This is a genomic window from Mycobacterium sp. IS-1264 (assembly GCF_001954195.1).
In the GTDB taxonomy this organism is placed as follows: Bacteria; Actinomycetota; Actinomycetes; order Mycobacteriales; family Mycobacteriaceae; genus Mycobacterium.
On the sequence record NZ_MBES01000016.1, the window covers coordinates 111379 to 123712 of the forward strand.

Here is a 12334-nt window from a genome sequence, read left to right on the forward strand (position 1 = left end):
CGAAAAGCGCAGAGCAGGCATAACGTCATGTCCTGAATAGGCCGATCGGAATCGGCGTCGAGGAGTGCGAAATGTCGGAGGGCTCAGCAAAGCACGGAATCTTGGTCTGCGTCGACGGATCTGCGGCCTCTCACGCCGCCACGGCTTGGGCCACCCGCGAGGCCATCCTCCGCCAGTTGCCGATCACGGTCATGCACGTTGTCCCTCCCGTTGTCGTCGGGTGGCCCGTGGGGCAGATGTATGCAGACATGACCGAGTGGCAGCAGGAAAACGGCCAGCATGTCATCGACGAGGCCCGCAAGACGTTGAGCGCCAACGCCGGAGGGGCCACACCGCCCGAGATGCACACGCAGATAGTGTTTTCCGGTGTCCTTCCGGCGCTGATTGACGCCTCGAAGGACGCCTGGATGATCGTCGTCGGCAGCCAGGGCATGGGCGCGTTGGGCCGCCTGCTGCTGGGCTCGGTCACTTCCGGTCTGATTCATCATGCCCGTTGCCCGGTCGCGGTCATCCATACCGATGACGGTGCGATTCCCGATTCGAATGCACCCGTGCTACTGGGTGTCGACGGGTCGCCCGCTTCGGAAGCGGCGACTGCCTTGGCTTTCGATGAGGCCTCCCGTCGAGGCGTTGACCTGGTCGCGCTGCACGCGTGGAGTGACGTCGGGGTGTTCCCGATGCTGGGGATGGACTGGCGCGACAGCGAGGCGAAGGGGCAGGAGGTACTCGCCGAACGTCTCGCGGGCTGGCAAGAACGGTATCCGGATGTGGGCGTGAAGCGATTGCTGTTCTGCGACAAGCCTTCCCGGTGGCTACTTCAGGAGTCCGAGAACGCTCAGCTGGTGGTGGTCGGTAGCCACGGCCGCGGCGGTTTCCGGGGCATGCTGCTGGGCTCGGTAAGCTCCGCGGTCGCGCAATCGGCAAGAGTTCCAGTAATTGTCGTCCGCGATAACGCGAGGGCCTTTAGTCCCTGACATTGGTGCTGTTCGGCAGGCGCAAGCCCCGCCGCTGTTGGCCTAGCCTGCTGTTCATGACCTACGTGATCGGCAGAGCATGCGTCGACGAGATGGACAAGTCCTGTGTTCAGGAATGCCCGGTCGATTGCATCTACCAGGGCGCGCGAACGATGTACATCAACCCCGACGAGTGCGTCGACTGTGGCGCCTGCAAGTCGATATGTCGCGTGGGAGCGATCTACTGGGAGGGCGATCTGCCCGATGACGAGCGGCAGCACCTGGACGACAATGCCGCGTTTTTCAGTGAACCGCTCGTCGGCCGCGACGGCCCGCTGGGTTCGCCAGGCGGCGCAACCAACGTGGGCCCGACGGGCGTTGACACACCGTTGATCGCCGCCATGCCGAAGATGCGCTAAACGGCATGCAGCAGCGCCATGAAGCCGAAGTCCATGTGCAGCTGTTGGTGGCAGTGCAGCAGAGACAGGCCGGGTTGGTTGGCGGTGAAGTCGAGGTCGATGGCTTGATAGCCGCCGACCATGGCGACGTCTTTGTGCAGCCCTGCGGTGGCCGTCCCGGCGGTGTTGGTGATTTCGAAGGTGTGCCGGTGCAGGTGGATGGGGTGCACATCGTCGGTGCCGTTGCGTAGCCGCAGCCGGCATCGTGCACCGAGCTTCAGCTCGAACTGCGGTGTGCCCGTGCGCATATCGAACGGTGCGCCATTGAGCGTCCACTCGTTGAAGCCGTCGCGCTCCGCGTTACGTTTGCCGATCAGCAGCTCGATTGTGTGGTCGGGTGGGGCCGCCCTCGCATCAGGCTGGGTGAAGAGTCGATAGTCCCACGTGAACGGAGGCGGCGGCGCCCACTGCGGGTCGCCGGTGCTGTCCGCGTATTCGATGACCGTGCCCATGCCGTTGCCGCGATCGTCGTCGGACAGGTCGCCGAGCACCCACTTCCCGGGGCTGTCCATGTTGACGATTGCCGAGATCCGTTCCGCCGCGCCGAGCCACAGCACCGGCACCGCAACCGGTTTGGGGAGGGGGTTGCCGTCGAGGGCCACGACGGTAAACGTATGCCCGGGCAGCGCGAGGCTGCGGTTCTCGGTGGCGCTGGCGTTGAGGACATGCAGCAGTATTCGTTGGCCCTGCTTGACTTTGATCGGTTCGCCGTGGCCGAGCATGCGGCCGTTGATCGCGAACGATCGGTAGCCAACTTCGAATCCGTGTGGTTTTCCGGAGGCTAGGGACGCGGCCATTGCCGCTTCGCCCATGCCGCGCAGCTCTGGGATCGGTTGGCCGGCCAGGAAATTGGTAGCCATGTCGCCGCCCCTGCTGAGGGCGGGCTCGAACTCCTTGAGGGTGAGAAATACTTCTTGGTCGTAGGCACCCGGATTGTATTTTGGTTCGATGTAGACCGGCCCGGCCAAGCCGTTGTACTGGCCCAGGCTCAGGTCCGCTCCGGGAACGAGATGGGTGTGGTAGAAGCGGAACCCGGACGGCCCCGGAGTGAACGACAGTCGGCGCATCCCGTGCGCAGGGATATACGGGGTGCCTTCCTCAGCGGAGCCGTCGACGTCGACGGGCAGCGTCTGGCCATGCCAGTGCAGTTGTTCGGGGGTGTCGGTGTCGTTGTGGACATCCACGACGACGGGTCTGCCTTCGGTGAGCCGTAGTAATGGTCCGGGGAACTGGCCGTTGTAGAGGGTGGTGGATACCACCCGATCGGGCGCCAGCTCCACCAGACCCCGTCCGACGCGAAGCGTGTAATCGGCCTTTGCGGGCGGCCCCTGCCGGTCGCATCCCGCCGCCGTGGCAGCCGAACCGGTGGCCGCAAGCGCCGCCGCGGCTGCGCCGCGCATCAGGAAGCCGCGCCGGTCCAGCACAGCTCAAACGGTAGCGCATCGCATCCGCCGGACAGCCCGACGAGAGCCTGGTCATCCACCAATACGCCTATGTATGGTGCGAGTACCGACACGACAGGAGAATCGAAGTGGCTGAACGGTTGGCGGGCAAGGTCGCACTCGTGAGTGGCGGTGCGCGGGGGATGGGCGCCTCGCACGTGCGGGCGATGACGGCCGAGGGCGCCAGGGTGGTGTTCGGCGACATCCTGGACGACGAGGGCAAGGCCGTCGCGGCGGAACTCGGTGACGCGGTCCGCTATGTGCATCTCGACGTCACCAAGCCCGAACAATGGGAGGCGGCGGTGGCCACCGCCATCGACGAGTTCGGCGGTATCGACGTGCTGGTGAACAACGCGGGCATCCTCAACGTCGGCACCTTCGAGGACTACGAGCTCTCCGAGTGGCAAAAGATCCTGGACGTGAACCTGACCGGGGTGTTTCTCGGCATCCGCGCGGTGGTGAAACCGATGAAGGAAGCGGGCCGAGGATCGATCATCAACATCTCCTCGATCGAGGGAATGGCCGGCACCATGGCGTGCCACGGCTACACCGCGAGCAAGTTCGGTGTCCGCGGGCTCACGAAGTCCGCGGCAATGGAATTGGGGCTCAACGGCATCCGAGTCAACTCGATTCACCCCGGACTCATCAAGACACCGATGACGCAATGGGTTCCCGACGACATCTTCCAAACCGCGTTGGGCCGCGCCGCGGACCCCGCGGAGGTCTCCAACCTCGTGGTCTATCTGGCCAGCGACGAATCCAGCTATTCGACCGGATCGGAGTTCGTCGTCGACGGAGGCACCATGGCCGGCTTGGGCCACAAGGACTTCTCGGCAATCGACGTGGCCGACCAACCCGAGTGGGTCACCTAGTCCGCGTCACGCGTTGGTCAGGGATTCTTCGGCTTTCTTGGCCGGGGTGGGCCACGGTGAGGGGACGGGGCGTTGGCGAACGCGTTGCGGCCACCAGAACCACTTGCCCAGTAGTGCGGCAATGGACGGCGTCATCAGCGACCGGACGATCAGGGTGTCGAAGAGCAGACCGAGGCCGATGGTGGTGCCGACCTGTCCGATGACGGTGAGCTCACTGACCGCCATGGTCATCATCGTGAAGGCGAACACCAATCCCGCCGAGGTGACCACCGAACCGGTTCCGCCCATGGATCGGATGATGCCGGTGTTCAGCCCGGCGTGGATCTCCTCCTTGAACCGCGCCACCAATAGCAGGTTGTAGTCGGCGCCCACGGCAAGCAGGATGATGACCGACATCGCGAGCACCATCCAGTGCAGCTCAATCCCGATCAGGTGCTGCCAGATCAGCACCGACAGCCCGAACGACGCGCCCAGTGAAAGCAGGACGGTGCCCACGATGACCGCCGACGCCACCACGCCTCGCGTGATGATGAGCATGATGATGAAAATCAGGCACAGCGAGGCGATTCCGGCGATCAACAGGTCGTAGGTGTTGCCGTCACTGAGGTCCTTGTACATCGAAGCCGTGCCGGCGAGGTAGATCTTCGAGCCCTCCAACGGGGTGCCCTTGAGCGCCTCGTAGGCGGCCTTCTTGATGGCACCGATGTGCGAAATGCCTTCCTGCGACATCGGATCGCCGTCATGGCTGATGATGAAACGCACGGCATGGCCGTCGGGGGAGAGGAAGTTCTTCATGCCCTTCTTGAACTCGGCGTTGTTGAACGTCTCCGGCGGCAGATAGAACGAGTCGTCATTCTTGGACGCGTCGAAAGCCTTGCCCATGGCGTTGGAGTTCTTCTGCGCCTCGTTCTGCTGGTCCTGCAGACCCTTCTGGGTCGAATACATGGTCAGCATCGTGGTTTTCATGGCCTTCATGTTGTCGATCATCGAGGGCATCAACGCCACCATCTGCGGCATCAGCGTGTCGAGGTGATCCATGACGGGCAGCAGGCTCTGGATGTCGTCGGTCATCGTGTCGATCCCGTCGAGGGCGTCGAAGACCGAACGCAGCGACCAGCACACCGGGATGTCGTAGCAATGCTTTTCCCAGTAGAAGTAGCTACGGATGGGCCGGAAGAAGTCCTCGAAATCGGCCATCTTGTTCCGTAGGTCTTCGATGTCGATGGTCATGTCGTGCATCTTTTGCACCATCACATGCATATCGTTGGACATCTGCACGGTGATGCTCTGCATCTTGACCATGCTGTCGATGGTCGACTGCATCATGTCGGCCTGGCGCAGCATGTCGGCCATCTGGTCCGCCTGATACTTCTGGTTCATCTGCTGGGTGACGGCCTGCATGCTGATCTGAAAGGGGATCGAGGTGTGCTCGATCGGCGTGCCCTGCGGCCGTGTAATGGCTTGCACGCGGCCGATTCCCGGCACCCGGAAGACCGACTTGGCAATCTTGTCGATGACCAGGAAGTCCGCCGAGTTACGCAGATCGTGATCGCTTTCGATCATCAGCACCTCGGGATTCATCCGCGCCTGCGAGAAGTGGCGATCCGCCGCCGCGTATCCCTCGTTGGCGGGTAGATCGGTGGGCAGGTAGGTGCGGTCGTTGTAGTTGGTGCGGTATCCCGGCAGGGTCAGCAGGCCGACGAGCGCCACTCCGATCGTCATCACCAGGATTGGTCCGGGCCAGCGGACGACGAGCGCGCCGACCTTGCGCCACCCGCGAATCCGTTGCGTTCTGCGGGGTTCCAGCGTCTTGCCGAACCGGGTTGCCACCGAGATGACCGCTGGGCCCAGCGTCAACGCCGCCGCCACCACGACCACCATGCCGATGGCCAACGGGATGCCCAGCGTCTGGAAATACGGCAGGTTCGTGAAGTGCAGGCAGAACGTCGCGCCGGCGATGGTCAATCCCGAGCCCAGCACGACATGTGCGGTACCGCCGAACATGTTGTAGTAGGCGTCTTCTCGCGACTCGCCGAGGGATCGGGCCTCCTGATATCGACCTATAAGAAAGATCGCGTAGTCGGTGGCCGCAGCGATGGCCAACGTGACCAACAGGTTGGTGGCGAACGTGGAGAGCCCGATGATCTTGAAGTAACCCAGGAAAGCGACCATTCCGCGCGCGGCCGAGAGCTCGAGCACCACCATCACCAGCGTGAGCAGCACCGTGACGATCGACCGATAGACCAACAGCAGCATCGCGATGATCACCGTGAACGTGGCAGCGGTGATGACTTGCAGGCTGCGGTCGCCGGCCACGTGCTGATCCGCCGACAGCGCCGCAGGCCCGGTGACGTAGGCCTTTACCCCGTGGGGCGGGGGGACGCTCTTGACGATGTCTTGCACGGCCTCGACCGATTCGTTGGCCAAGGCTTCGCCCTGGTTACCGGCGAGGTAGACCTGAACGTAGGCGGCCTTGCCGTCGTTGCTCTGGGCACCGGCGCCGGTCAGCGGATCGCTCCACATATCTTGAACGTGCTCAACGTGTTTCGTGTCGGCGTCGAGCTTTTTGACGATCTGGTCGTAATAAGTGTGGGCGTCGGCACCCAGTGGCTGTTGGCCCTCCAAGACGATCATCACCGAGCTGTTGGATTTGTACTCGTTGAACACCGCGCCCATACGCTTGGTCGCGACGACGGACTGGGCGTCGTCGGGAGCCATCGACACCGAGCGCATTTTGCCGACCTCGTCCAACTGGGGCACGGCTACGTTGAGCACACCGATGAGAGCGATCCAACCCAGGATGATGGGTATGCCGAACTTTCGGATGATCCGCGGGATCGACGGTCGCGCTTTGTGTTTCGCGACGGGGATGACATCGGTGCGGGCGTCGGCCGTGTCTTCAGTGGTTGTGCTCATGCGGATTTCACCAAGCAGAAGGTCAGGGCGTGAACGCCGTTAACTGTTTTCTCGTCCTTGACTTCGTCGTCGATGGTGATGCGGCACCCGAGGTAGTCGCCGTCGCTTTGGGCTGAGAGGTTCGGGAAGACCGAAGGGGCGGTAGTGCTCAGGACCAGCGTCCAGGGGAGCGGCGCGGCGTCGACCCGCGTCGGGTCGGCGTTGAGATCCAGGTAGTTCACGTTCGCGTGGCTTGCCGAACCGAAGACCTCGTACTTGACGACCTTGGGCTTGAACGGCTTGGAATCATCGAGCCGCGGGCTTGTCATCACGCCGGTGTCGTGGGCGCCGAAAAACGACTTGACCCGGACCACCGCAAAGCCGCCGACAACCACGACGGCCACAATCAACAGCGGCAACCACGCATTTCGCAGAGCCTTTGACGTCTGCACTTGGGTGATTCCCTTCCTTACCGCGCGACGGTGATGTGGTCGGCGAGAACGTTCCCCCCGGGCGGAATCGTGGCCGGGTGGGCGCGCGATTTACACCGCCCAGCAATGAAATTCGGCGATTGGCGTGATTCGTGCGCATCGACCCCCACCTCGCATTGCGGAGGCCTTCTCGAGTACCGCAACCAGAGCATAGTACATGATGTGCATATCTTGCACATCATGCAATATTCAGGTGCGGTGTTTCAGATCACTTCGTGAAGATGCTGTTGACCAGCGCCGCGGCCCGCTCCACATAGGGCATCGGCGTGTCGTCGGGGTCTTTCGGCTTCCCGCTTGCCCACTTCTCGATGCCCGAACGCACGGCCGTCAACGCCAGCGCGGAGATCAGGGCGGCCATCTCGTCGTCGGGACGCATCGCCTGGCGGCGGACGATGATGTCGGTCAATTGGTTCTGGAATCGCTCCAGCTCGGCCAGGAATGCCGCCAGCACCGCGGGGGAGGTCTTGGCGAGTTCGAGCATGCCGGTGGCCTGCTCGCGCCGTGGCGGCGTGTCACGGAGATGATGCGCGGCCAGGGCGATCAGCTCCGCCAACACCACCGAGTAGGGGGCGGGTCCGGCGGCGACGAAGTCCGCGGCCAGCTCGGGCGGGAGGTCCGAGGGCCCATAGGCGATCGCGGACTCCTTGTTCGGGAAGTAGTTGAAGAACGTGCGCGTCGACAGTCCGGCTTCGACGCAGATTTCCTCGATGGTCACCTTGTCGAAGCCGCGTTCTTGTGCCAGGCGCACCGCGGCGTCGCGGATGTCCGCGCTGGTCTGGCGGCGACGGCGCTCGCGCAGACCCACCTGATTGGTCATAACCCTATAGTTGCACGTTCTGCACACTTTGCAGTCAACTGGCGCCCAGTGAATTCGGCTGGACCGCTGACGGCCCTGCCGGCACCGCACGGGCTCCCGGCCGCCGGCATCACCGAAAACCATTCAACGGCAATGCGATTCGATGTCAGGGGGACAGGTTTCCGGTGGGCGCGGCGAGGGCGGCCCATAGGTGATCGCGTTGGCTGGCGAAGAAGTTCACCGATATCGGAGCCTTGTCCGCGATCTGGTCGAACGCATGAAATGCGCCCGGGACGATCTCCTCGTGGACGCTGACACCCGCCTCGCGTAAGCGTCGCGCGTACTCGAGACACTCCTGATAGAACAGGTCCAGCGTCCCGACACCGATCCACGCCGGCGGCAGGCCGGTCAAATCTTCCCGGCGCGCCGGCACCGCCTCCTTCGGGTCCGCGCCGTCGAGGTACCAGCGCCAGGCCAACTGGTTGTCGGATTCGGTCCACATGATCCGCTTCAGACCGTCGCGTGTGGTGCCCGTGCGATCGTCGAGCATCGGATAGACGAGCATCTGGTACGCGAGTTTGACGTCGCCGCGATCGTGCGCACGCTGTGCCACCGCGGCCGCGAAATGTCCACCGGCACTTGCCCCGCCGACGGCGACGCGATCGGGGTCCACCCATGGCTGGCGCGCCAGCCACCGCAGCGCCGCATAGCAGTCTTCCACCGGTGTGGGATACGGATGTTCGGGAGCGAGTCGATATTCGACCGCCGCCACCGCGACACCGGTGAGGCGGGACAGCTTGCGGCAGTACTTGTCGTCCTGCACGGCGGTCCCCATGATCGTGCCGCCGCCGTGGATCCACAGCAGCGCCGGCGCCCGATCGGGAAGGCCCGTCGGTCGATGGAGGCGGACCTTGACGTGTTCGTCGACCGCGACCACCGGTATGTTGCGGAGTCGGCCCGCGTTGCCCATCAGCAGCATCAGCGCCCGCTGGACTCTGTAGCCGCGGTGCAGGGCATACCCCCGGGGCAAGAAGGGGGCCACCTTGCGCAAGCCGGGATCCAACGCTCGCCGTGACGTGAAGGGTTTGTCGGACGATCTTCTTGCCATGGATGCCCTCTGCTCCGGTGCCAGGCCACGTTGACCATACACAGCGGAAACAGCCTCGATGCAGGAATTCGCCAGGGACGGCGCAGCCGTCAGGGCCGCTCGAGGTCGAGCAGAACGCGCTTGGCGTCGGGCCCACCGCGGTACGCACCGACGGCTCCGTCGGATCGGATCACCCGGTGGCACGGCACGACGATCGGGATCGGGTTCGTCGCGCACGCGGTGCCGACGGCGCGCACCGCCTTGGGAGAGCCGGACAGCCGGGCCAGCGTGGCATAGCTGGTGGTGGTGCCGTAGCCGATGTCGGCGTTGAGGCGTTCCAGCACCGTGCGCCGAAATCCCTGCGACAGCGACCAGTCCAGCGCGACGTCGAAGCTTCGGCGCCGGCCGGCGAAGAATTCCTCGAGTTGCCGCGCAACCGGATCCAGCCGCGCGGGCGCCTCGAGCACTCGCGGGCTGATGCGCGCGGAGAGGTTCTGCAGCACGGCGTCGGGACTTTCGTTGGCGAATGCGACCCGCAGCAAGCCGAGTGGGGTCGCCGCCAACAGCAGCGGGCCGAGCGCGGAATCCACTGTGCGATAGGCGATGTCGAGTAGATCGCCGTTCTGGGCGTCCCTTTCCAGGCGCGCGTGCAGCCGCTTGAGATGAGCCGGGTCAACGGGGAAGTGCCGGGACAGGCTTGGTGTGGTCATCGATTTTTCCTTGCTGTGTCGAGAAGCGGATAGGTGCGTCGCAGTGTGGCGATCCCGTCGGCGGCGGCGCGCCGAGCGGCGGCCTCGCTGGTGTCGAGGATCAGCGCGATCTCCGCATAAGGAAGGCCGGCCAGGTAGTGGTAGGCCACCGCCTGGCGTTGTTTGGGTGGTAGCGCGCCGACCGCGGCGTCCAGGTCGAGGTCGTGGCTATCTGCCCGCTCGGGGGCGGGGACATCGGGCGGGTCGGCGACCGGGACGGCCCGGCGTGATGCTGTGCGGGTGATGTCGATGGCCTTGCGATGCGCGATCGTCACCAGCCACGCCTCGATGTTGGCCTCGGGCGGCAGCCGCGGGTAGGCCTTCAAGGCGGCCAGGAAGGTGTCCGACCATGCGTCATCGGCGTCGCTGTGGCCGACCACCGCGCGAACCACGCGCAGCACCGTGGCGCCGTGCCGTGCCACAACGGCCTCGAACGGCGGCTTCGGATGCCGGCGGGACATCACCCCGACATCACCGGCGGGCTCGGGTATGCATTCGCGCTCCTCCGTACGGATTAAACAACTCAACTATGAAGACGTCGGCGTGCCACGGAATGTGAGAAACGATTGGATCCGCCGCGCCTGGGCACCCTGGTGTCCGTGCAGACGGTCGAGTACGCCCCGGAACGATTGGCCGATGTTTACGGCGACGCGACGCAACCCGCGGTCTTGCTGTGGCACGGCATGCAGTCCGATGCGCGCACTGTTGTACGGCCCCTTGCCGGTTTGCTCGCCGGCCACGGCGTTGCGGTGGTCGTCCCGGATTGGAACTCCCATGCGCACGACGGCGGCCGCGCGGACTTGTTGCGATCGGTGGACTTCGTCCGGCAGCGAGCCAGCGACACGGGCGGCATCGTGCTTGTCGGGTGGTCTTTAGGAGGCGCGGCCGCGGCGGCCCTGACGCTCGACGCCGAACGGTTCGAAATCGTTGTCGCCCATACGGTTTGCCTCGCAGGCGCTTTCATGGTCCCCGATCCCATTTCGGGCAAGACCCTCACCGATGCATTTCCTTCTGCTCCTTCTGCGCGTGTCGGCGCGCCGTTTACGTTGTTGCACGGCCTCGCCGACGACGCGGTGCCGGTGGCAGCGAGCAAGGCCTTCGCCGACGGCCTCGAACGGATCGGCTGGCTGGTGGATTTGGTGGAGCTGGAAGCCGATCATGGGTCGATCGCCGGCGCGGTGTACGACCCGCTCGCCGATCGCTACGAGCCGGCGGAGGGCGGAGTGGCTCACGATGTGGCCGGCGAGGTCGCCGCCCGGATCGCAGCGATACACGGTCGTTGATCGATCTCACGCTTTCGGCTCGGTCGTCGTTTACCCAGAAGGAGGGAAAATGATGACAACACGACACACGGTGATCGACAGTCCGCTGGGCGAGCTGACACTCGTCGCCGACCGCGACGCCCTGACCGGTGTGTATTTCCGGCAGCACTGGCACCCGCCCACGACAGACACGCTGGGCAGCTACGTCGAGGCAACCGCCGACGAGTTGTTCGACCGCACCAAAAACCAGCTCGACGAATACCTCGCCGGGAAGCGGATCGAGTTCGATCTTCCCGTCGTAGCGACAGGCGCCCCGAACGACCGGCGAATCTGGGACCTGCTGCCCGGCATCGCCTATGGCCAGACCGCCACCTACGGTGAGTTGGCTGCCAAATTGGCCGACGGCACCACCGCATACGACGTCGGCCAAGCCGTCGGGCGCAACCCGCTCAGCATCGTGGTGCCCTGCCACCGCGTCGTCGGAAAGAACGGCGCCCTAACCGGTTACGCTGGCGGCCTGAAGCGCAAGCGATTCCTGCTGGATCTCGAGGAGCCGACGCCCGCGGCGGCCGGCAGGTTGTTTTGATGCCGTCGACGTGGTGCCGGCGCGTCGACGGCGCCGACTGGGACGCGGTCGCCGCGGAGATGGACGATGTCGGCGGCGCACTGCTCCCACGGCTGCTGACCCCACGCGAGTGTGGCAAGGTCCGTGAGCTCTACCCCGACGACAGCCTCTTTCGCGCGACGATCGACATGGGTCGTCACCGCTATGGGCAAGGCGAATATCGCTACTTTCAACAGCCCTACCCACACCCGATCGAAGCGCTGAAGCAAGCTCTCTACCCCCGGCTGCTGCCCATCGCCCGCGACTGGTGGACCAAACTGCGTCGCGAAGCCCCGTGGCCCGACACCCTCGACGAATGGTTGGACATGTGCCATCGCGCCGGCCAAACCAAGCCCACTGCTCTGATGCTCAAGTACGGGCCCGGGGACTGGAATGCCCTGCACCGAGACCTCTACGGAGACCTGGTCTTTCCGCTGCAGGTCGTCATCAACCTCAGCGAGCCGGGCGCGACGCACACGGGTGGCGAATTCCTGCTCGTCGAGCAGCGGCCTCGGGCGCAGTCACGCGGCACGGCCACTACGCTGCCGCACGGCCACGGCTACATCTTCACCACTAGAGAACGACCGGTCCGCTCGACGCGCGGATGGTCGGCCGCCCCGGTCCGCCACGGAGTGTCGGCGGTCCGCTCCGGCGAGCGCTACACCCTCGGGTTGATCTTTCACGACGCCGCCTGAAAGGCGCTTCGTTTCGGGCACCATGATGCT

13 protein-coding genes are annotated in these 12334 nt (G+C 64.7%); 6 read left to right on the top strand and 7 right to left on the bottom strand.

Annotation, left to right across the window (positions count from 1 at the left end):
* Positions 1–71: 71 nt before the first annotated feature.
* Both A5744_RS04055 and fdxA read left to right on the top strand, forming a co-directional pair.
* Positions 72–974, top strand: coding sequence for a universal stress protein (locus tag A5744_RS04055; RefSeq protein WP_076058621.1), 903 nt, complete (start codon positions 72–74; stop codon positions 972–974).
* Positions 975–1030: 56 nt separating this feature from the next.
* Positions 1031–1372 (top strand): ferredoxin, encoded by a 342-nt coding sequence (gene fdxA / locus A5744_RS04060; RefSeq protein WP_076058735.1) that lies wholly within the window; start codon positions 1031–1033, stop codon positions 1370–1372.
* On the opposite strand, the gene A5744_RS04065 is transcribed toward fdxA, so the two are convergent.
* A complete protein-coding gene (locus tag A5744_RS04065) occupies positions 1369–2835 on the bottom strand; it encodes a multicopper oxidase domain-containing protein (protein ID WP_240562954.1) in 1467 nt (488 codons plus the stop codon). The two genes, fdxA and A5744_RS04065, sit on opposite strands and share 4 nt — an antisense overlap.
* Before the next feature lie 107 nt (positions 2836–2942).
* Here A5744_RS04065 and A5744_RS04070 point away from each other — a divergent pair, with 107 nt between their 5' ends.
* On the top strand, positions 2943–3725 hold the full coding sequence (locus tag A5744_RS04070; protein ID WP_076058623.1) for an SDR family oxidoreductase: 783 nt from the start codon (positions 2943–2945) through the stop codon (positions 3723–3725).
* A gap of 6 nt (positions 3726–3731) precedes the next feature.
* On the opposite strand, the gene A5744_RS04075 is transcribed toward A5744_RS04070, so the two are convergent.
* The 6 genes from A5744_RS04075 to A5744_RS04100 form a co-directional block, all read right to left on the bottom strand.
* Complete coding sequence (locus tag A5744_RS04075) at positions 3732–6641, bottom strand: MMPL family transporter (protein ID WP_076058624.1); 2910 nt, start codon at positions 6639–6641, stop codon at positions 3732–3734.
* On the bottom strand, positions 6638–7072 hold the full coding sequence (locus tag A5744_RS04080; RefSeq protein ID WP_170874418.1) for an MmpS family transport accessory protein: 435 nt from the start codon (positions 7070–7072) through the stop codon (positions 6638–6640). Before A5744_RS04080 ends, A5744_RS04075 begins: the two co-directional genes overlap by 4 nt.
* 247 nt (positions 7073–7319) lie before the next feature.
* Positions 7320–7928 carry a TetR family transcriptional regulator gene (locus A5744_RS04085; protein WP_076058626.1) on the bottom strand — a complete coding sequence of 203 codons (609 nt, stop codon included), beginning with the start codon at positions 7926–7928 and terminating at the stop codon, positions 7320–7322.
* 145 nt (positions 7929–8073) lie between these two features.
* Positions 8074–9015 carry an alpha/beta hydrolase gene (locus tag A5744_RS04090; protein WP_076058628.1) on the bottom strand — a complete coding sequence of 314 codons (942 nt, stop codon included), beginning with the start codon at positions 9013–9015 and terminating at the stop codon, positions 8074–8076.
* Positions 9016–9104: 89 nt separating this feature from the next.
* A complete protein-coding gene (locus A5744_RS04095; RefSeq protein WP_076058629.1) occupies positions 9105–9704 on the bottom strand; it encodes a methylated-DNA--[protein]-cysteine S-methyltransferase in 600 nt (199 codons plus the stop codon).
* Entirely contained in the window at positions 9701–10204 is a 504-nt protein-coding gene (locus A5744_RS04100; protein ID WP_076058631.1) for an RNA polymerase sigma factor, read from the bottom strand. The genes A5744_RS04095 and A5744_RS04100 overlap by 4 nt, the downstream gene beginning before the upstream one ends.
* Before the next feature lie 138 nt (positions 10205–10342).
* Between A5744_RS04100 and A5744_RS04105 the strand changes: the two genes are divergently transcribed.
* From A5744_RS04105 to A5744_RS04115, 3 genes are read left to right on the top strand one after another with little or no spacing between them, the layout of a single operon-like run.
* A complete protein-coding gene (locus A5744_RS04105) occupies positions 10343–11026 on the top strand; it encodes an alpha/beta fold hydrolase (protein ID WP_076058740.1) in 684 nt (227 codons plus the stop codon).
* Between the two features lie 49 nt (positions 11027–11075).
* Positions 11076–11591 (top strand): methylated-DNA--[protein]-cysteine S-methyltransferase, encoded by a 516-nt coding sequence (locus tag A5744_RS04110; RefSeq protein ID WP_346425759.1) that lies wholly within the window; start codon positions 11076–11078, stop codon positions 11589–11591.
* Positions 11591–12304 carry a 2OG-Fe(II) oxygenase gene (locus A5744_RS04115; RefSeq protein ID WP_076058633.1) on the top strand — a complete coding sequence of 238 codons (714 nt, stop codon included), beginning with the start codon at positions 11591–11593 and terminating at the stop codon, positions 12302–12304. Before A5744_RS04110 ends, A5744_RS04115 begins: the two co-directional genes overlap by 1 nt.
* Positions 12305–12334: the final 30 nt, after the last annotated feature.